A 19282-nucleotide genomic window follows, 5' to 3' on the forward strand; every position below is an offset into this window, starting at 1 on the left:
CACACCGGTCGGAAAGCCCGGCTCGCCCGCCCGTACTCCCGCTCGGGCTTGCAGGGCCGAGGCGGGGACAATGTAGGCTGTCGACCTGTTCCAGGGTGCGTAGCTCAGGGGTAGAGCGCCTGCCTTACAAGCAGGATGTCGGCGGTTCGAAACCGTCCGCGCCCACCATGAGGACGTGAGAAGGCCCAGCCCCCGCCGGGGGGCTGGGCCTTCTGCTTCGGGGCGGGTCTGTCGCCCGGCCGGACCTCGGTGATCACCTGCGCGGGTCAATCGGCGCCCTGCCGGGGTGCGGGGGCTGCCCGGGGGAAGTGCGATGGGCCTGCGGGCCGTTCTGTAGTGCCTACCAGTTCTCCCCTCTCATGCTTCGCGACAGCTGTGGGGCCCGCCGCGGGGAAGGAACACAACACGTGAACGGTCGGAACGTCATTGCCCGGCGGTCCTGTGTACGGCGCCGGGTCCTTTTCGGCTCCGCCGCGCTGGCGGCCGCGCTCACCGGTCAGATGCTGGCCCTCTCGCCCGTCGCGCACGCGGCCGGCGGGCCGACGCCGAGTGCCGGGCCGGTGCTGCCCGAGGTCATCCACGGGGTGCGGGAGTACACCGCGAACGGCACCTTCACCCCGCCCCGCGGGGTGACCCAGATCCATGTCCAGGCCTGGGGGGCCGGCGGTGGCGGCGGTGGCGGCGGCGGTGCCGGCAGGACGCGGGACGGTGGCGGTGGCGGAGGAGGCGGTGCCGGCGGCTTCACCTGGTGCGTCCTCAACGTCACCCCCGGCCAGCAGTACCGGGTGACCCTGGGTGCCGGTGGTGCACGCGGCTACGGGGGCGGCGCCACCCAGAACGGCACCAACGGCGCCGCCGGCGGTGCGACGACCTTCACGTCCCCGAGTCACACCACCCTGCTCACCGCCACCGGCGGTGGCGGCGGCGGTGCGGGCGGGGCCGCCACCACCGCCCCCGGCACACCGGGTGCCGGAGGTCCCGGCGGCACTGGTTACTGCACCAGCGCCGTCGCGGTGAACCGGACCGGCGCGAACGGGCAGCCCGGCTCCGGTGCGGCCGGCGGTGCGGGCGGGGCCGCGGTGGACGGCATCGTCGCGCCCCCCGCGAGGGACGGCAGCGGCGGCGACGGCGGCAACGGCGGTGTCCCGGCGAGCAGCGCGGGCACCAGTGGCGGCAATGGCGGCAACGGCTATCTGGTCGTGTTCGTCTAGGCACCCGCCGACGCCCGTGCAGGCCCGGCGGAGCCGGTGCGGCTCCGGCCCTTCCCGGGCATGGGACGAGAGGAACCCGGCGGTACGACCGCCGGGTTCCTCCCGTGCGCACCCGCTGCCCGGGGCGCGTGTCAGCCCTGCTCCGTCCGCTCCTTCTCGGGCGTCTCGGGTGCGTGCTTCAGCCTGCTGCGGGCGTCCACACGGTCCGGGCCGGTGAGATCCGACCAGTAGCGGTGGGTGCTGACGAACACCGCGAGCTCGTGCTCGCGCTGCCGCAGCTTCTCCACCTCCGCCTGTTCGTCCTCCGTCCACCCGGGGGACGCGGACCGCTCGGTCCTGCGCCACCCGCTGTCGTCGCTGAAGCCGTCCAGCGGCTCGACCGACCAGGGGAGCCGCCTGAGCAGGGCCGACAGCTCGGCCCGTATCTGGTGCAGCTCCTCCTGACCGGCGAGCAGGTCACTCGGAAAGTCATAGGACGTACCCACGCGGCAATGATACGTCTGTTCGATTTCGAGTAGCGAGGTGATTCGCGAGGTTCAGTCGAACGGGTGATCGGCTCAGTGGCCGCTCTCGCGCAGCTCCCCGACGAGGCGGGCCGCCACCGGCACCGGTACCCCGTGCCGGTCCGCCGCGCGCAGCAGCGCCCCGCCGATGGCGTCGAGTTCGAGCGGGCGCCCGGCCTCGGCGTCGCGTTGCATGGAGGACTTGGTGGCGGCCGGGAAGGCGGCGTACCGGGCGAGGGCCCCGGCCGGGTCGGCGGGGGCGCCGCAGGCGCGGCTGACCGCGGCCGTCTCGGCGACCAGCGACCGCAGTTCCTCGTCGTGCCGGGTGCGCACCTCGCCGAGGGGGAGGCCGTACCGCGTGGTGAGCAGGGCGAGGGGGGCGAGGAACGCCATCTTGGCCCACAGCGCCGCCGTCTCGTCCTCGACGACCCGGGTGGCGGGGCCGGCGCCGGCCAGGGCCGCGGCGAGCGCGTCCAGGCGCGGCCGGGGTGCGGTGTCGCTCGCCAGGTCGATCTCCGTGAAGGGGCTGTCGTGCTCGAGCACGCCCGGCGCGGTCCGGGTCGTCTCCACCCGGATCACCGCCGGGGCCACGAGAGCGGGGCGGTAACGGGTGCGCAGGGCCGCGGGGTGTTCGACGCCGTTGAGGAGCGGTACGAGGAGGGCGTCGCCGAGCGCGGCGGGCGGGACGCGGGTGAGGGCGTCGTCCAGGCCGGTGTGCTTGACGGTGATGAGGCAGGCGTCCACCGGTTCGCGCAGCTCGGTGTCGGCCTCCACGGGTGCGGTGAAGTCGCCGAACTGGCGGCTTCGGACCTGGATTCCGCCGGTGCGCAGGGCGTCGGCCGTGTCCTCGCGGGCCAGGCAGATGACGCGGTGGCCGGAGCGGGACAGTAGCGCGGCGAGGAGACCGCCGACGCCGCCGGGGCCCAGCACGGCCACGGTCCGCCTCGTCCGCTCCGTCTTCTCGGCCTGTCCGGCCCTTCCGGTCTGCTTCGTCGTCATGAGGGAGTTCCTCTCGCCGGTCGGCCCCGTGGGTCGGTGGCCGCCTTCGGCGTGATCCTCGCAGGGATGTGAGCGGTGCGTGAGACTGGGGGCATGTGCCGGAGTATCAAGACGCTGCGTCCGCCCGTGCTGCCCGACGAGGCCACCGAGGACGACATCCACGCCGCCGCACTGCAGTACGTGCGGAAGGTCTCGGGGTTCCGGGCGCCCGCCGCTCACAACCGCGAGGTGTTCGAACGGGCCGTGGAGGCCGTGGCGCAGGCCACGGCGGAGCTGCTCGGGGGGCTGGAGGTACGGGGGCGGGCCGTGCGGACGGCGGCGGAGTAGGGCGCTCTCCCGAGCGCCAGGGTGTCCCGAGCGCCAGGGTGTCCCGGGCGGCAGGTCGGCCGCCGCTCGGGTGCGTGGCGCTGCCCGCATCGGAAGCCGGATCCTGCCGGAAGCGAAACCTCGATGGGCAGTCACATGTCGTTGTTCGTGCGGCAGTTGTCGTCGAGTTCGCCAGTGACCGGCGTGCGCCGAGTGGCGGTGGCGGGTAGTTGTGCAGGGAGTGGATTCGGTCACACTTTCGGCCCGCGTCGCGGCGGCGCGGGCCCCGCCACGTGCGCTCGCGCCCGGAAGGGCGCCGCGAGCGGACACGGAACCATGGCTAAATGTTGAACTTGCAAGCATTGCTTAGGTGCACCTAACCTGGGTCTCCATTCGGTACCGCCGCCCCCACGACCGGCCCGTCCCCGGCCGGCCCGACCGAACCGAAGAGGAGACCCCCTCATGTCCGCACGCCTCAACTCCGCTCAGCCGTACGTCATCGGGCTGTTCCGCGTGGTCGTCGGCCTGTTGTTCACCGTGCACGGCGCCGCCTCGCTGTTCGGCGTCCTCGGCGGTGCCATGGGCACCCACGGCGGGACGATCGAGGCCGGCACCTGGCCCGGCTGGTACGCGGCGGTGATCCAGCTCGTCGCCGGCGGCCTCGTCCTGCTCGGCCTCGGCACCCGTGGCGCCGCGCTGATCGCCTCGGGCTCGATGGCGTTCGCGTACTTCGACGTCCACCAGCAGGCCGCGCTGTGGCCCATCCAGAACGGCGGCGAGCTGCCGGTCCTGTTCTGCTGGTCGTTCCTGCTGCTCGTCTTCACCGGTTCCGGCGCCTTCGGCCTGGACCGGCTGGTCACCCGGCGTACGGCCGCGACGCGGCAGCCCTCCGCCGAGCAGGCTCCGATCGCGGTCTGACCCGCTCACCGGGGCACTGCATCAAGGTGCCTCGCCCCGGGCATACGGACACGGCGCCCCATCCCGCTCTCGCGCGGGGTGGGGCGCTGTCGGGCCCGCTCGGTGTGGAGGGCGTGAAAAACGGGGTGACGATCACGTGCGCCCCCTGAGAACCTCCTGTCACACCCGCGGCGTACGCTGTATGGCTGTCATCGGGGGGAGTCACGGGGGAACGGGGAGTAGTCGTGTGGGAGAGCCTGGGGTCGTTGGCCGCCGGCCCATGGATCTACGTCATGGTGGCCCTGTCGGTGCTGCTCGACGTCTTTCTGCCGGTGCTGCCGAGCGGTGTCCTCGTCATCACGGCGGCCACGGCGGCGGCCGCCGGCTCGGGTGCCGCCACGGGACAGGTCCCGCACGAGGTGCCGGACATCCTCGCGCTGATCCTCTCCGCCGCGACCGCCTCGCTCCTCGGTGACTTCGCCGCCTACCGGCTGGCCTGGCGGGGCGGGGAGCGTCTGGACCGGGCGATAGGCCGCTCCCGTCGGCTGACCGTCGCGCAGGAACGTCTCGGCGAGGCGCTGTCCCGGGGTGGCGGGGCCCTGGTGGTGCTGGCCCGGTTCGCACCGGCGGGCCGCTCGGTGGTCTCCTTCTGCGCGGGCGCGGCGCACCGCCGGGCCCGTGACTTCGTGCCCTGGTCCGCGCTGGCCGGCCTGTCCTGGGCCGCCTACAGCGTCGCCCTCGGCTACTTCGGTGCCCGCTGGCTGGGCGCCACCTGGCTGGCCACCGGCGTCTCGGTGGCCGCACTGGTCGGCGCGGGTGCGGCGGCCGGGTTCCTGGTGCGGCGGCGGCCGGCGTAGCGGTCCTGGCGCGGGGTCGCGCGGTCCCGGTCCGGGTACGGCGCCGCCCTCCCCGGACGCCTGTTCGCGGCGGCCGGAGAGGGCTGTGGGGGGAGGGCGGTCAGCAGCTCGCCAGGTAGTTCGTCAGCGCGGACTTCTCCGCCGTGTCGACCGACAGGTTGTAGTAGTACTTCACCTGCACCCAGGCACGGACGTACGTGCAGCGGTACGCGGTGCGGGACGGCATCCAGGTGGCCGGGTCCTGGTCGCCCTTGGCCTGGTTGACGTTGTCGGTGACGGCGATGAGCTGCGGGCGGGTCAGGTCGTTGGCGAAGGCCTGCCGTTGGGCGGTGGTCCACTTGCTCGCGCCGGAGTCCCAGGCCTCGGCCAGCGGCACGAGGTGGTCGATGTCGAGGTCGGAGGCGGCGGTCCAGGTGGCGCCGTCGTACTGCGAGTACCAGCTGCCGCTGGTGGCGGCGCAGGCGGAGTCGGTGACGACGTTCGAGCCGTCCCGCTTCAGGACCGTCTCGCGGGTGTTGCAGGCACCGCTGATGGTGATCCAGAGCGGGAACAGGTCGCGGCTGTAGCCGGTGCGGTTCTCGGTGGCCACGGTCAGCTGGGAGAGGTAGCCGCGGGCGGTGGCGCCGCTGACCGGCGTGGGCAGGGCGGCGGAGGCGCTCGGGGCGTTGAATAGGGCGACGGAGGCTACCAGTGCGCTGAGGGTGGCGAGTATGCTCAGTCGTCGACGCGCGTAGAACCGGGACATGCGAACTCCCTTGTGGGGTGGGGGTGTTGGAGCGCGGGCGTGGGAATGCTCGCGCTGCCGTATTGCCGGTTGGTGAGCGCTCGGTTAGAAGTTAGTGTCGTGTGCATGACACGACAAGGTTCAGAGCCGAACTTTCGGTCACGTAGGATGGGTGGCGCAGAAGGGGAGTAGCTCTTCGCCGGACCGTCGACATACTGCTCAGCGAGCCTGAGCCGGCGCCCGGAGGCGGATCCCGTGCGGACCGCCCAGCGAGACCTTCGGCAAGCAGTGCACGCCCGTGCCCCACAGGCGCGGGCGCCTAGTGCGCTGCCGTGCCGAGGTGTCCTTTGTGAGGTACAACGCTCTCGGTGGGGCAGCCCCGACCGATTGAGGGACCTTGATCAGCATCACCGTGACGGCGATCGTCTTCGGCGTCGTCTTCCTCGCCGAACTGCCGGACAAGACCGCGCTCGCCGGCCTCGTCCTCGGCACCCGCTACCGCGCCTCGTACGTCTTCGCGGGCGTCGCCGCCGCCTTCCTGCTCCACGTCGTGCTCGCCGTCGCGGCCGGCAGCGTGCTGACCCTGCTCCCGCAGCAGATCGTGCACGCGCTCACCGGTGTGCTCTTCCTCGGCGGCGCGGCGGTGCTGCTGCTGAAGAAGGACGAGGGCGAGGAGGAGATCAAGAAGCCCGCCGACCAGTCCTTCTGGAAGGTCGCCGGCACCGGCTTCATGCTCATCCTGGTCGCCGAGTTCGGCGACCTCACCCAGATCATGACCGCCAACCTCGCCGCCCGCTACGACGACCCGGTCTCCGTCGGCCTCGGCGCGGTCCTCGGTCTGTGGGCCGTGGCCGGGCTCGGCATCGTCGGCGGAAAGGCCCTGATGAAGCGGGTGCCGCTGCGGCTGATCACCCAGATCGCGGCGCTGCTGATGCTGGGTCTGGGCGTGTGGAGCCTGTACGAGGCCATCGCCGGCTGAGCGAACGGACGGTGAACCCTCGCCGGTGGTGGTGGCGGTACCGCGACATGTTTTGTACCGTGGAGAAACAAAGTGGCTCCCGCCCGTTTCCCCTGACCGGCGGGCGGGGCCGTTTTGTCTCCAGCCCCACTCCACCCAGCCCCGCCCCTTCACGCCCGTCCCCGGGGAGCCCCAAGGAGGAGCCGCCGATGCCGGCCACCGCCACGCCCACCGTCCTCACCGCCCGTGCCCTCCTGCTCGACATGGACGGCACCCTCGTCGACTCCGACGCCGTGGTCGAGCGCATCTGGCGGCGCTGGGCCGGGCGGCACGGGCTGGACGGCGACGAGGTGATGAAGGTCGTGCACGGGAGGCAGGGCCACGCCTCGATGGCGGTGCTGCTGCCCGAGCGGCCGGTGGAGCGGAACCTCGCCGACAACGCCCGCATGCTCGCCGAGGAGACCGCCGACATGGACGGCGTGGTCGAGGTGCCCGGCGCCGCCGCCTTCCTCGCCTCGCTGCACGGCGTCCCGCACGCCCTGGTGACCTCCGCCGATGTCGCCCTGTCCACCGCCCGTATGGCCGCCGCGGGGCTGCCGCTGCCCGAGGTGCGCGTCACCGCCGAGTCGGTGGGGGCGAGCAAGCCCGACCCCGAGGGGTTCCTCAAGGGCGCGGCGGAGCTGGGCGTGGACCCGGCGGACTGCGTCGTCTTCGAGGACTCCGGGGCCGGTATCGCGGCCGGACGGGCCGCGGGGATGCGGGTCGTCGGCGTGGGGACGCGGGCCGCTTCGCACGGGCCCGACGTCGTGGTGCCGGATCTGACCGGAGTGCGGGTGGAACCCACCGGGGACGGAACGATCCGGCTGCACCTGGGCTGAGCCGCACCCGCTCCGAGCGAGCCTGTTCGAGCCACCGCTGCCCCTAGCCGTGCCCGCTCCGAGCCATCGCTGTTCCCAGCCGTGCCCGCTCCGAGCCGCCCCGGCTCCGAGCAGCCACCCCTGACCCGAGCCACCCACGACCCGAGGCGCCCCCTTGTGGACGCGGCCGCCTCAAGGGGCCGCGGCTACCACGTCTCCGACTCCAGCTTCGCGCGGGTCGCCGTGCCGTAGACCCCGAGTGTGTCGCCGCGGATGCCGCGGGCCAGTTGGTACGTGCGTACGGCGTCCTCGACCGGGCGCGTGTACACGCCGTCGATGTGGTCGGGGTAGAGGTTCAGCGCGCTCAGCCGGGTCTGCAGGTCGATGACCTCCAGGCCCTGGTCGCCGCGGCGCAGGACCAGCGCCGTGGCGGTCGGGCCGGGACTGCCCGACGCCGTTTCCGAGGGGGCCGGAGGGGAGGCGCTGACGGACGCCGAGGGGGTCGTCGTCACATGCGAGGAGGGTGCGGGCGCCGGCAGACGGGCGGCCGACGGGGACGCGGGCCCGGACGAGAAGGCGGAGCCCGGCGATGCCGGCGCCTCGTCCGGCACGCTCTCCCGCACTTCCGGCGCCGACCGGGCCCGGGACGGTTCCTGGTAGGAGAACACCCCGCTCGCGAGGCCCACGGCGGCCACCACCACACCGGCGCCCGCCACGCACAGCAGGGCGGTACGGCGTCGGCGGATCCGGCCGACGGGTCTCGAAGGCGCCGGGAACGGCTCCGCGCCGGAATCCCCGAACGGCTGTAAGCCCCTCGTGCCGGGCCCGTGCGAAGCGGCGCCCCGCGCCGCAGGCCCGCTCACCCGGATGGCCTCCGCCGCGGCCGTTTCGTCCGCGAGGGCCGCCCTGACCGCCGAGGCCTCCTCGCCCGGCCGGGCCGTCTCCTCGGCCGGCGCCTTCTCCGCCGGGCCGTCCCCGTCCCGGCCCCCCACCTCCACGTACGGCCGTATGCGCAGCGGGTCGAAGTCCTCCGCCGCGGCCGCCTCGGCCGTGCGCGTCTCGCGCAGCGCCTCGGACGCCCGCCGCGTGCAGTCGCACGACGGCGTGTTGTCCGGCCCCCTGGGGGCGCCGCACTCCGGGCAGGTGTGGCCGCTCGACTCCGTCATGTTCTCGCCCCGTCCCCTCGCGAACTTCAGAGGATATGCAGACTTCCTTCACAACCGCAGGGACTCAAGGGACTCAATGGACAACCGCGGGACTCAACGGGCCATAAGTGGTGACACCACTCAGGATGGAAGAGGCGCATCGAGCCCCGGGAGGTCTCCATGGCCCTGGACACGCACGGCGCGGCGAAGGACGCGACGGCGGCCGAGCACGTATCCGCAAACGCGCTGGTCTCGATCGGCGCCCTGCTGCTCGGGCTCCTGCTGGCCGCACTCGACCAGACCATCGTGGCGACCGCGCTGCCCACGATCGTCAGTGACCTGGGCGGGCTCGAGCACCTTTCCTGGGTCGTCACCGCCTACCTGCTGGCCTCCACCGCCGCGACCCCGCTGTGGGGCAAACTCGGCGACCAGTACGGGCGCAAGAAGCTGTTCCAGGCCGCGATCGTCATCTTCCTCATCGGATCCGCGCTGTGCGGAATGGCGCAGAACATGCCGCAGCTGATCGGGTTCCGGGCGCTGCAGGGGCTGGGCGGCGGCGGATTGATGGTGCTGTCGATGGCGATCGTCGGCGACATCGTGCCGCCCCGGGAACGCGGGCGGTACCAGGGCCTGTTCGGCGCGGTGTTCGGCGCCACGAGCGTGCTCGGGCCGCTGCTCGGCGGCCTGTTCACGGAGCACCTGAGCTGGCGCTGGGTGTTCTACGTCAACCTGCCCGTCGGCGTCGTCGCCCTCGCCGTGATCGCCACCGCCCTGCACATCCCGCGCCGGGCCGCCCACCACGTCATCGACTACCTCGGCACCGTCCTGATCGCCTCGGTCGCCACCTGCCTGGTGCTGGTCGCCTCCCTCGGCGGCACGACATGGGACTGGGCTTCGCCGCAGATCATCGGGCTCGCCGTGCTCGGTGCCGTGCTCGCCGTCGCCTTCGTCGTGGTGGAACGCCGGGCCGCCGAACCGGTCCTGCCGCTCAAGCTGTTCCGCCTGCGCACCTTCACCCTGGCCGCCGTCATCAGCTTCATCGTCGGCTTCGCCATGTTCGGCGCGATGACCTACCTGCCGACCTTCCTCCAGGTCGTGCACGGGATCTCCCCGACCATGTCCGGTGTCCACATGCTGCCGATGGTGATCGGCCTGCTGCTGTCCTCCACCGTCTCCGGGCAGATCGTCAGCCGCACCGGCCGCTGGAAGGTGTTCCCGATCGCCGGCACCGCCGTGACCGGCATCGGCCTGCTTCTGCTGCACCGGCTCGACGAGCACAGCCCGACCGCCGAGATGAGCGCCTACTTCTTCGTCTTCGGCCTGGGCCTCGGCCTGGTCATGCAGGTCCTGGTCCTCATCGTGCAGAACGCGGTGACGTACGAGGACCTGGGCGTCGCCACCTCCGGCGTCACCTTCTTCCGCTCCATCGGCGCCTCCTTCGGCGTCGCCATCTTCGGCACCGTCTTCGCCGGCCGCCTGGCCGACAAGCTCACCGACGCCTTCCGCGGCTTCCGGCTGCCGCCCGGCGCCTCGCCCGACGCCCTGAAGGCCGACCCGCGCGGCATCGCCGCCCTGCCGCCCCCGCTGCGCCCGGCGGCGCTGCACGCGTACGCGTCCGCCATCACCGACGTGTTCCTGTACGCCGCCCCGGTCGCCCTCCTGGGTTTCGTCCTGGCCTGGTTCCTGAAGGAGGACCGGCTGCGCGGCTCGGTCACCGCGCCGGACGTCTCCGAGACCATCCCGCCGAACCCGGTCGAACGCTCCTCCCACGACGAGGTGAGCCGCGCGCTGTCCGTGCTCGGCACCCGCGAGGGGCGCCGCGAGATCTACCGGGACATCACCGAGCGGGCCGGGTACGACCTGCTGCCCGCCGCGAGCTGGCTGCTGCTGCGCATCCGCCGGTACGGCTCGGTGGAGCCCGGTGTGCTCGCCGAGCGCTGTCCGGTGCCGCTGCAGGCCGTCCTGGCCGCCGCCCGCCAGGTCGAGGAGCGGCGCCTGGCCGAGCGGGAGGGTCTGGACCTGGTGCTGACCGCGTCCGGCCGCGAGGTGGCCGAACGGCTCGCCACGGCCCGCGAGGAGTCCCTGGCCGAACTGCTCGGCGACTGGTGGGGCCCCGGCCGGTCCACCGACCTCACCCGGCTGGTGAAGGAGCTGACCGGCGAACTGTGCGGCTCGGAACGCGAGCGGCCGCACAACGGCACGGTGATCAAGGCCGGTTGACGGGTTCCAGCAGCTCCTTGCGGAACCAGTGCTCGGCGTACGGGTCGTCGTTGTGGGGTGCCGTCTCCGTGTAGCCGAGCCGGGCGTACAGGGCACGTGCCTCGACGAGGTCGCCGCGGGTGTCGAGGACCAGCGCCGTGGCGCCGAGGGCGCGGGCGGCCTCCTCGGCGGCGGCGACCAGGAGCGCCGCCCCGCCCCGGCCGCGCATGCCCTCGACGACGAACACCCGGGTGAGTTCGGCGGTGTCCGGGCCGAGCAGCCGTACGCCCGCCGAACCGGCCGGCTCGCCGTCGTACCGGCCGAGCAGCAACCGCCCGGTGGGCAAGGCCAGTTCGGCGCCGGTACGGGCCGCGATCTCCCGTTCCAGCTCCTCCGGCGCGGTGCGGCGTCCCTCGTGCAGCAGGTACCAGCGGTCGCTGACCTCCGTGTAGTACGCCCGCCACAGGGCGGCGGCGGCCGGGGAGTCGTACGGTTCCGGGGCGATCGTCCACGTCATGCCGGGGATTGTGCGCCGCCGGCGGGTGGCGGGCGCAACCGGATATGCGTGCGCCGCTTCGCCGGTGGGCCACCGTTTGTGGGCCGACTTCCGGGTCACACGAAAGGAGAGCCGGCCAGCGGGGCCGGTCCGATTCCGGAAGGCAACCATGTCAACAGGCATGATCATCGCTGTGATCGTGGTCGTGGCGGCCCTGGTCCTCGCCGCCATCCTGATAACGCGCGGCCGCGGCCGGCAGGGCGGACCGGACCTGAAGCGGCGCTTCGGGCCCGAGTACCAGCGGACCGTGGCCCGGCACGACGGCGACACCAAGGCCGCCGAGCGCGAGCTGACCGAGCGTCTGGAGCGCCACGGCAAGCTGCGTGAACGCCCCCTGGAGCCCGCCGAGCGCGAACAGTACGGCGCTCGCTGGACGGCCGTGCAGGAGCGGTTCGTCGAGGCGCCCCGAGAGGCGGTGGCCGAGGCCGACCGGCTGCTGTCGGATCTCGCCGCCTTCCGCGGCTACCCGGAGGGCGGGCGCTACGAGGAGCAGCTCGCCGCGCTGTCCGTGCACCACGCCCAACACGTCGAGGGCTACCGGCGGGTGCACCGGGTGAGCCAGGCCGGCCCGGGCGGGGCGGGCGAGTCCGCCGCCGGGACCGAGGAGCTGCGCACCGCACTGATGGACGCGCGTGCCCTCTTCGACGACCTGATGAACGACTCCGCCCCGGCGACCGGCCACCGCTCCGACATCGCCACCGGGACGGGCGACGACACCCGGCACCGGTCGTCCGGCAAGCCGGGGATGTTCGGCAAGAGCCACCCGAGGGGAGCCTGACCATGGCCCGGAACAGGGATGCGGCGGGTGCCGAGAGCCACCCGGCCGAAGAAGACGCCACCGGTGCCGGGCGACACCCCGACGACCGGAGCCGGGTCGGTGAGCGGCTCCCGGACGAGCCCGTGCGGGGAGAGTCGGTGCACCGCCCCGAGGGCGGAGCGGGCCTGCTCCGCGGAGAGGCCGGCACCGGCCGGGAGGGGCTGACGGGAGACGACCGCACGCCGCGGGACGGCGCGGAGGCTCACCCGGGCACGGCCGCCGCCGGGACGACGAGCGCGGCGGGCATCGGCCATGCCGGGACCGGAACCACTGAGACGGGCACCCCCGGGAGGGACACCGTCGAGGCCGGCACCCCCGGGATGGACACCGCCCGGGCCGGCACCCCCGGAACCGGCGCCGCCGAAGGCGCGGGCGTGACGGGCCGGCGCGAGTCCGGGACGGGCCCGCGCGGTGAAGGGGAGTTCGGCGCCTCCGTGGCGGGCGACCGGATGACCGGCGACAGGCATGCGGCGCCGGCTCCGGGCGGGGTCACGGCGGCCGAGGCGGCGTCGACCGAGGTCCGGGCGGCGGACACGGGCCGGTCCGGGCCCGCCGCCGCCCGGACGGGCGGCACCGGTCGGGCCGGGACCGAGGGCAGGGACTCCGGCAGCCACTCCCCGCTCCTCGCGCACGAGGAGGCGGAGAAGTGGGAGGCGCAACTGCGCCAGACGCTCGCCGGCTTCGTGGAGGAACCCCGCTCGGCCGTCGAGGAGGCCGACCGGACGCTGGAGGAGATCGCCGCGCGGTTCGGTGAGGCCGTGACCCGGCGCCGCAGGACGCTGCGCATGTCCTGGCAGAACGGCGAGGAGGACGGCCCGGGCCACCAGACGGACACCGAGCAACTCCGCCTGGCCCTGCGCGACTACCGCGAACTGGCCGACCGCCTGCTCCACCTCTGAACCGGGCACCGACCCCGGGCCCGGTTCAGCCCGCCGGGCCCGGTTCGGCGCGGGTGGTGTCGGCCCTGCGCCGGCGCCACTCGCGCACGACCTCCTCGACGTCGTACGGCTTCTTGCCCAGGAACGGTCCCGGCGGCGGCTTGAACATCATGTCGCGGATCTTCACGTTGACGTCATCGATGATCTTCCGGACCATCCGCTCCGAGGGCGCCGAGTAGGCCGCGACGAGCGCGTCCTCCGCCTCCTTGCGCAGGGCCAGCGCCGGCGGCAGCACCGCGAGGCCCTCACGGGCCATCTTCCGCTTGACCCACCACAGTTCGTCGTACGTGGAGTCGAGGTCGGCGGGCAGCGGCTCACCCGCGCCCGGCAGCCGTTCGAACTCACCGCGCCCCTGTGCGTCCCGGATCTGCTTGTCGACCCAGGACTCGAACGGAACACCCGGTGGCTTTCGCTCGGTCATGAGCCCATTGTGCCGGACGCGGCCCGGCCGGGCGTTTTATCATGCGGCGGCGGTGCGGCAAATCGGCCACCGCGCAAGGACGTCTCCGATGTCGCCGCTTCTTCGACGTCGCAGCATCTTCAGGGGGAACGCACGTGCTCGAACTGACCATGGCCACCGTCTCCGGGGCCGACACGGGCGCCACCGCCGGCATGACGATGGCCGACGCGCCCAGCGAGCCGGGCGCCGTGCTGCGTGTGGGCCGGGACGCGTCGGTGTGCCGGCTGGTCACCCCCGAGGACTGGCTGTTCGTCTCCCGCGTCCACCTGGAGTTCCGGTGCGGCCCCGACGGCGCCTGGCAGCTTTCCTGGCTGCGCGGCTCACAGGCCGAACCGTCCGCCGAGGTACGGCTGATCGTCGGCGAGTACGCGCAGACCGTCGCCTACGGCGCCGTCGTGACGCTGCCGCGCGGCGGCTCGGGCGAGGTCGTCGTCCAGGACCGCACCGCGCCGCGCAGCGTCAACGTCGGCTTCTACCACGAGGTCTGAGCCCCGGGGCGTCGTGGCCGACGGGCCGGCGGGGCGGGGCGGCTCAGCCCAGTACCCGGGCCACCGCGAATCCGTCGTACCCCTTGCTGCCCACCGTCTGCACCGCCGTGCCGCTCAGCCTGGGGTGGGCGGCGATCAGCTCGATGGCCTCGCGCGTGCCGACCACGTCCGGCTCCCTGCTGTCGGTGTCGACGACCCGCCCGCCGCGCACCACGTTGTCCACCACGATGAGGCTGCCCGTCCGGCTCAGCCGCAGCGCCCACTCCACGTAGTGGGCGTTGTTGGGCTTGTCGGCGTCGATGAAGACCAGGTCGAAGGGGGCGGGGTTCTCGTCGGCGAGCTTGGGCAGCGACTCCAGGGCCGGTCCCACCCGCACCTCCGCGACCCGCTCGAGCCCGGCCCGGGCGATGTTGCGGGTCGCCACCTCGGCGTGCTTGGCGCTGTACTCCAGCGAGATCAGTCTGCCGTCCGCCGGCAGGGCGCGGGCCAGCCAGATGGTGCTGTAACCGCCGAGCGTGCCGATCTCCAGGACGGTCCGGGCGCCCTGGATCTCCGCGAGCAGCTGGAGGAACTTGCCCTGGGTGGCCGTCACGCTGATGTGCGGCAGCCCGGCGACCTCGCTGTCGCGCAGGGCCGCCTGGAGCGCATCGTCCTCCGGTGCGAGATGGCTGCTGAAGTAGAAGTCGACGTCGTCCCAGAGCTGCGAGCTCATGCGTCTGCTGCCTTTCCCGAGTGTCCGCCCGGGTCTGTGCCCGGGGCTCCTTGGGCCTTCCCCTGCATCGTCTCAGCCGACGGGCGCGGACGGGGGGAGCGGCGGCGGTGGCCGTACCGGCGGCGGGGCGGTCACCGGCCGCCGGGCGTGGCGTACGGCGAGCAGCGCGGTGGCCGCGAGGACCGTCAGCAGCCCGCCGCCCACGATCAGCAACCACGCCGGCACGCCGCCCACCTCGCGCAGCCGGTCCTCGTAGAACACCTGCTGGACGGGGGTGTCGGCGGCCGCGCGGCGCAGTTCGTGGTCGCCGGAGATCAGGGTGGGATCGGGGAACCGCTGGTCGAGGGCCGTCAGGTACGGCGTTCCGGCCGCGAGCCCGCCCAGCGCGCCGGCCGGCCTGCCGAGGCGGCCGGCGAAGACCACGCGGGGCGGCGCGCCGCCGATCGCCGTGCGCGGCTCCATCCGGTGCGCGGCGAGCACGTACAGGCCGAGGGACTGCGGGGTGCGGGCCAGCCGGGACAGCCGCATGGGATAGACCGGCCGGTCCGCGGCGAAGGTGAGGCGCAGGGGGTCGAGGGCGCCGTGCAGGGCGGTCCGCGCGGCCCGGGGGGCGAGCCGTACGGCCACGTACTCCCAGTGCCGGTCGACATACGGCTGGAGGGCGGTCTTCAGGCGTCTCGGAAAGGTGAAGCCGTGGTCGTGCAGCCAGGTGCCGAGAGCGGCCGGGTCGGCGGCGGTCAGCCGGGCCACGTCGAAGGGGCCGAGCCGCTGCCGGCCGACGACACCTACGCCGGCCCCGGCTCCGGGGGGCGTGGCGCCGGCGACGCCGTCACCGCCGTCGAGCGGCCAGTCGCCGTTGCCCGGCCAGAAGTGGTACCGGGTGCGGTGCACGGGGGCGACGGCCCGGGCGAGCTGTCCGAAGACGGCCGGGTCGCCGAGCCGGACGGCCGCCCGGTGGGGCACCGGCATGATCCAGGCGGCGTGCCGGGCGTCGCCGGTGACCGTCAGGCGCATGACGATCTGCTCCCGGCGGCCGTCCCAGCGCAGCACCGACTGCTCGTCGGCGACGGCGATCCGCCGCGCCGGGTCCGGGACCATGGCCCCGCAGCCGCAGGCGTAGGCGGGGGGCGAGCAGCCAGCCGAGCTGGACGCCCAGCAGGGTCAGCAGCAGCGTCAGTACGCGGGCACGTTTCACGCGGCTACGGACGGGGCCGGTGGGGGAAGCGGTTCCGGGACGCGACCCGGAGCAGCGGCCGCGCCGGTCCGCCGCGCGGGCTCGCCGGCGCCGTACCGTGCCGCCGCCCCCGCTCGCCCGACGGGCGTCCGTGGTCCAGCGCCCCCGGACGCGAGCGGCCCCCGGGCGCTCGGGCTCCAGGGGCCGGTCGAAGGTGACCGACGGCTACCGCTCCACCGAGGGGGCCGAGCCCGGCAGCGGGCGGCCCGCCGACTCGGACATGCGCCAGACGGCGAACCCGCCCACGACGGCCGCGGCCATCATGTAGTACGCGGGCATCATCATGTTCCCGGTGGCGCCGATCAGGGCCGTGACCACCAGCGGGGTCGTACCGCCGAACAGGGACACCGACACGTTGAAGCCGATCGACAGGGAGCCGTAGCGGACCCGGGTCGGGAAGAGCGCGGGCAGCGCGGCCGGCATGGCGGCGGTGAAGCAGACCAGCAGCAGGCCCAGCGCGCCCATGCCCAGGGCCACGGCGACGAGGCTGCCCTGGCGGATCAGCAGCACGGCCGGGACGGACAGCAGCAGGAAGCCCGCGCAGCCCGCGGCGATCACCGGGCGGCGGCCGACGCGGTCGGTCAGGGCGCCGGCGAACGGCTGGACGATCATCATCAGGGCCATCACGCCGAGCACGACCAGCAGCCCGTGCGTCTCGTCGTACTTCAGCTCACTGGTCAGGTAGCTCGGCATGTAAGACAGCAGCATGTAGTCGGTGACGTTGAAGACCAGCACCAGGCCCACGCAGAGCAGCAGCGCCTTCCACTGGCCCGCGACCATCTCGCGCAGCGGCACCTTGGGCCGGGACGCCTCCGCCTTCTCGACCTCGGCCGCGAACGCCGGGGTCTCCTCCAGGCGCATCCGCAGGTACAGGCCGATGATGCCCATCGGGCCCGCGATCAGGAACGGGACGCGCCAGCCCCAGGTCAGCAGGTCGTGCGTGGACAGCAGCGCCGTCATGAGGGTGACGAGGCCCGCGCCGCCGATGTAGCCGGCCAGCGTGCCGAACTCCAGCCAGCTTCCGAAGAAGCCGCGCTTCTTGTCCGGCGCGTACTCCGCGATGAACGTCGAGGCGCCGGCGTACTCGCCGCCCGTGGAGAAGCCCTGCACCAGGCGGGCGGCCAGGAGCAGCAGCGGCGCGCCCACGCCGATCGAGGCGTAGGACGGGATCAGGCCGATCGCGAACGTGCCCGCCGCCATCATGATCATGGTGAGGGCGAGGACCTTCTGACGGCCCACTCGGTCGCCCAGCGGACCGAAGACCATGCCGCCCAGGGGGCGGACCAGGAAGGCCGCGGCGAAGGCGCCGAACGTCGAGAGCAGCTGTGCGGTCGGGTTGCCCGACGGGAAGAAGACCTTGCCCAGGGTGACCGCGATGTAGCTGTAGACACCGAAGTCGAACCATTCCATGGCGTTGCCGAGCGCGGCCGCCTTCACGGCGCGCTTCACCATGGCGGAGTCGGTGACGGTGACGTCGGCGTGGGCCTTCGCGGCCCGCGGGGTCTTCAGGTGCGGGGTGACTGCAGTGGCGGTCGCCAAAACGGGCTCGCCTACCTTTCGACGGGGACAGGGACAGGGCCCGGGCGACGGCGGTGTCGGACAGCAGGCCGAAAAGCGACGATAGGCGGACTTCGCCTGCTTACGTCACGTACGCGAGTCGATGCATACTGCAGCTAAAGGCCGTGTACGCAGGTACTCCTGCCCGATCGGGCGGGGTCATTCCGGTCCGTCGCTGTGATCCTTCTCGCTGCCGATTGGGGCAACCGGAGCCGGGGCGTGCGTTCGCCGGGTAGGCGGAAAGGAGGTGTATGTGCGGTTTGGTGGCATTGCGTCTAGCATCGGTCCGGCCGTGTTCACTCCCGTCCCGACGCCACCATCGCCAGGACTCCCGACACCGCCGCCGCGATCAGCAGGGGGACGCCGAGGCCCTGGTGGAGGACCAGCCAGGCGCCCAGGCAGGCGCCCGCGACCATGGCGACCACCGCCGCCGTGCGGCGCGGGGAGCGGTGGCCGGTGGCGTCGCCGAGGCGGGACTCCGAGGCCAGGCCGGTCAGGGTCATCGTCAGGACCGTGGTGGTGAGGTCGGGAATGCCCAGCTTGCGGACGGTCGCGTTGCGCATGCCCAGCGCGAAGGCGGTCAGGGCGATCAGTGCGTACCGGGTGCCGGTCGTGTCCGGCCAGGCGAAGGCGACCGCGGCCGACCCGCCGAGCAGCGCCGCCTCCGTCGCCAGGATCCGGCGGGCCCACCCGCGCCGGGAGCCGCCGCCGAAACGGGCCGCCGCCCGGCCGCCGGCCACCGCGCCCAGCAGGAAGCAGGCCAGGGAGGTCGCGGTGAGCGGGACCGAGAAACCGGGGGCGCCCGCGGCCGCGAAGCCCAGGACCACCACGTTGCCCGTCATGTTGGCCGTGAACACCCGGCCCAGGCCCAGATAGCTCACCGCGTCGATCAGGCCGCTCACCACGGTCAGCGCCAGCAGCACGGTCACCAGCCGCACCCCCCGCGTCTCCGGCTCCGGTGCGGGCGGTGGCGGCGTGGTCATGCTTCCTCCGGTCGGCCGGACGGGCAGGGCGGATGCCAGGTCCACCATGGTCACCCGGCCGCCGGGCGCCCTCCGGGAGGCGCCGCGCAACGCGCGGACATGCGCGCGCACCCTCGCCGGGCGGGGCGAGGGTGCGGTGCGGTGCGGGCGCGGAGGCGCGGGGTGGCTCAGTACCAGCCGTTGGCCTGCCAGAAGCTCCAGGCCTCGGCCGGGCTGCCGTAGCGGGAGTTCATGTAGTCCAGGCCCCACTTGATCTGGGTGGCCGGGTTGGTCTTCCAGTCGGAGCCGGCGGAGGCCATCTTCGAAGCGGGCAGGGCCTGCACCAGGCCGTAGGCGCCGGAGGAGCTGTTGACGGCGCTGGGGTTCCAGCCGCTCTCGTGCTCGACGATCTTGCTGAAGGCGTTGTACTGCGTGGCGTCCGGGATCATCTTGTGCGCGATCGTCTGCGCGGAGGAGACCGAGTCGGTGGCGGCCTGGGCGGGCGCCGCGGACATCGCCATACCGGCGGTGGCGGCGGCCAGGGCGACGGTCGTGAGGGCCTTCTTCGGGGAGGCGATGCGGCGGATGAAGGAGACGGACACGGAGAACCTCTTGCGTCGGGGGCGGGGGATCGCCCGTATGCCGGAGCCACCCGCCGGGCGGGGGCCGCGTACGTCGGCGCCCCGGCCCTTTCGGGCTGCGGCGCCTGGCGACGTCGTCCAGGGAAACAGGCCCGAGGGGTGTCCGCAATGACCCCTTTTACTAGTTGCGGCCGGAACGGTGAGGTGTCGCGCTCATGTGGCCCGCGTCTCAAGGCGCAGGTCAGGAGGGGTGCATGAAGGGACGTATCGGACAAACGGGAGTACGGCCCCGGATCGTAGGTGACCTGCGTCATGTGGGGT

21 protein-coding genes and 1 tRNA gene are annotated in these 19282 nt (G+C 73.4%); 11 read left to right on the forward strand and 11 right to left on the reverse strand.

All coding sequences use genetic code 11. From position 1 onward, the window contains the following. Positions 1-93: 93 nt before the first annotated feature. Positions 94-168: transfer RNA gene (locus tag ABZ478_RS03205), tRNA-Val, on the forward strand. 239 nt (positions 169-407) lie between these two features. Continuing rightward, positions 408-1211, forward strand: a complete 804-nt coding sequence (locus ABZ478_RS03210; RefSeq protein WP_359544828.1) for a hypothetical protein — start codon at positions 408-410, stop codon at positions 1209-1211. Between the two features lie 131 nt (positions 1212-1342). Here ABZ478_RS03210 and ABZ478_RS03215 read toward each other — a convergent pair whose 3' ends face one another. Both ABZ478_RS03215 and ABZ478_RS03220 read right to left on the reverse strand, forming a co-directional pair. Further along, entirely contained in the window at positions 1343-1696 is a 354-nt protein-coding gene (locus tag ABZ478_RS03215; RefSeq protein WP_359544830.1) for a hypothetical protein, read from the reverse strand. A 72-nt stretch (positions 1697-1768) separates the two neighbouring features. Beyond that, on the reverse strand, positions 1769-2713 hold the full coding sequence (locus ABZ478_RS03220; protein ID WP_359544832.1) for a 2-dehydropantoate 2-reductase: 945 nt from the start codon (positions 2711-2713) through the stop codon (positions 1769-1771). Between the two features lie 93 nt (positions 2714-2806). Between ABZ478_RS03220 and ABZ478_RS03225 the strand changes: the two genes are divergently transcribed. The 3 genes from ABZ478_RS03225 to ABZ478_RS03235 all read left to right on the forward strand — a co-directional run bounded on the left by ABZ478_RS03225 (position 2807) and on the right by ABZ478_RS03235 (position 4773). Further along, positions 2807-3040 carry a DUF2277 domain-containing protein gene (locus ABZ478_RS03225; protein WP_358927178.1) on the forward strand — a complete coding sequence of 78 codons (234 nt, stop codon included), beginning with the start codon at positions 2807-2809 and terminating at the stop codon, positions 3038-3040. Positions 3041-3481: 441 nt separating this feature from the next. Then, positions 3482-3937 carry a DoxX family protein gene (locus ABZ478_RS03230; protein WP_359544834.1) on the forward strand — a complete coding sequence of 152 codons (456 nt, stop codon included), beginning with the start codon at positions 3482-3484 and terminating at the stop codon, positions 3935-3937. A gap of 272 nt (positions 3938-4209) precedes the next feature. Then, positions 4210-4773 carry a VTT domain-containing protein gene (locus tag ABZ478_RS03235; protein ID WP_359545017.1) on the forward strand — a complete coding sequence of 188 codons (564 nt, stop codon included), beginning with the start codon at positions 4210-4212 and terminating at the stop codon, positions 4771-4773. Positions 4774-4873: 100 nt separating this feature from the next. Here ABZ478_RS03235 and ABZ478_RS03240 read toward each other — a convergent pair whose 3' ends face one another. Continuing rightward, positions 4874-5518: an HNH endonuclease family protein gene (locus ABZ478_RS03240; RefSeq protein ID WP_359544836.1), complete on the reverse strand. Its 645-nt coding sequence runs from the start codon at positions 5516-5518 to the stop codon at positions 4874-4876. 376 nt (positions 5519-5894) lie between these two features. Between ABZ478_RS03240 and ABZ478_RS03245 the strand changes: the two genes are divergently transcribed. Together ABZ478_RS03245 and ABZ478_RS03250 are read left to right on the forward strand one after the other, a co-directional pair. Further along, complete coding sequence (locus tag ABZ478_RS03245) at positions 5895-6476, forward strand: TMEM165/GDT1 family protein (protein WP_359544838.1); 582 nt, start codon at positions 5895-5897, stop codon at positions 6474-6476. A 188-nt stretch (positions 6477-6664) separates the two neighbouring features. Then, positions 6665-7333 (forward strand): HAD-IA family hydrolase, encoded by a 669-nt coding sequence (locus ABZ478_RS03250; protein WP_359544840.1) that lies wholly within the window; start codon positions 6665-6667, stop codon positions 7331-7333. 185 nt (positions 7334-7518) lie between these two features. On the opposite strand, the gene ABZ478_RS03255 is transcribed toward ABZ478_RS03250, so the two are convergent. Next, entirely contained in the window at positions 7519-8478 is a 960-nt protein-coding gene (locus ABZ478_RS03255; RefSeq protein WP_359544842.1) for a peptidoglycan-binding protein, read from the reverse strand. A 159-nt stretch (positions 8479-8637) separates the two neighbouring features. Between ABZ478_RS03255 and ABZ478_RS03260 the strand changes: the two genes are divergently transcribed. Continuing rightward, on the forward strand, positions 8638-10677 hold the full coding sequence (locus ABZ478_RS03260) for an MDR family MFS transporter (RefSeq protein WP_359544844.1): 2040 nt from the start codon (positions 8638-8640) through the stop codon (positions 10675-10677). Here ABZ478_RS03260 and ABZ478_RS03265 read toward each other — a convergent pair. Then, on the reverse strand, positions 10664-11173 hold the full coding sequence (locus ABZ478_RS03265) for a GNAT family N-acetyltransferase (RefSeq protein WP_359544846.1): 510 nt from the start codon (positions 11171-11173) through the stop codon (positions 10664-10666). The two genes, ABZ478_RS03260 and ABZ478_RS03265, sit on opposite strands and share 14 nt — an antisense overlap. Before the next feature lie 148 nt (positions 11174-11321). Here ABZ478_RS03265 and ABZ478_RS03270 point away from each other — a divergent pair, with 148 nt between their 5' ends. Further along, positions 11322-11990, forward strand: coding sequence for a hypothetical protein (locus ABZ478_RS03270; protein WP_359544848.1), 669 nt, complete (start codon positions 11322-11324; stop codon positions 11988-11990). 2 nt (positions 11991-11992) lie between these two features. Further along, positions 11993-12928, forward strand: coding sequence for a hypothetical protein (locus ABZ478_RS03275; RefSeq protein WP_359544849.1), 936 nt, complete (start codon positions 11993-11995; stop codon positions 12926-12928). A gap of 25 nt (positions 12929-12953) precedes the next feature. Here ABZ478_RS03275 and ABZ478_RS03280 read toward each other — a convergent pair whose 3' ends face one another. Beyond that, entirely contained in the window at positions 12954-13388 is a 435-nt protein-coding gene (locus tag ABZ478_RS03280) for a DUF1992 domain-containing protein (protein WP_359544851.1), read from the reverse strand. A gap of 134 nt (positions 13389-13522) precedes the next feature. Here ABZ478_RS03280 and ABZ478_RS03285 point away from each other — a divergent pair, with 134 nt between their 5' ends. Further along, on the forward strand, positions 13523-13915 hold the full coding sequence (locus ABZ478_RS03285) for a hypothetical protein (RefSeq protein ID WP_359544853.1): 393 nt from the start codon (positions 13523-13525) through the stop codon (positions 13913-13915). 43 nt (positions 13916-13958) lie between these two features. Here the strand turns inward: ABZ478_RS03285 and ABZ478_RS03290 are convergent, their stop codons facing one another. The 5 genes from ABZ478_RS03290 to ABZ478_RS03310 all read right to left on the reverse strand — a co-directional run bounded on the left by ABZ478_RS03290 (position 13959) and on the right by ABZ478_RS03310 (position 18982). Then, positions 13959-14627: an O-methyltransferase gene (locus ABZ478_RS03290; protein ID WP_359544855.1), complete on the reverse strand. Its 669-nt coding sequence runs from the start codon at positions 14625-14627 to the stop codon at positions 13959-13961. Between the two features lie 72 nt (positions 14628-14699). Continuing rightward, a complete protein-coding gene (locus ABZ478_RS03295; protein WP_359544857.1) occupies positions 14700-15725 on the reverse strand; it encodes a DUF2330 domain-containing protein in 1026 nt (341 codons plus the stop codon). A gap of 301 nt (positions 15726-16026) precedes the next feature. Next, positions 16027-17400: a glycine betaine/L-proline transporter ProP gene (proP, locus tag ABZ478_RS03300; protein WP_359544858.1), complete on the reverse strand. Its 1374-nt coding sequence runs from the start codon at positions 17398-17400 to the stop codon at positions 16027-16029. Positions 17401-17714: 314 nt separating this feature from the next. Further along, a complete protein-coding gene (locus ABZ478_RS03305) occupies positions 17715-18401 on the reverse strand; it encodes a YoaK family protein (RefSeq protein WP_359544860.1) in 687 nt (228 codons plus the stop codon). Positions 18402-18568: 167 nt separating this feature from the next. Next, positions 18569-18982: a lytic transglycosylase domain-containing protein gene (locus ABZ478_RS03310; RefSeq protein WP_359544862.1), complete on the reverse strand. Its 414-nt coding sequence runs from the start codon at positions 18980-18982 to the stop codon at positions 18569-18571. Between the last annotated feature and the right edge of the window lie 300 nt (positions 18983-19282).

Origin of the sequence: Streptomyces sp. NPDC005706 (assembly GCF_040631045.1) — a bacterium.
GTDB lineage: Bacteria > Actinomycetota > Actinomycetes > Streptomycetales > Streptomycetaceae > Streptomyces.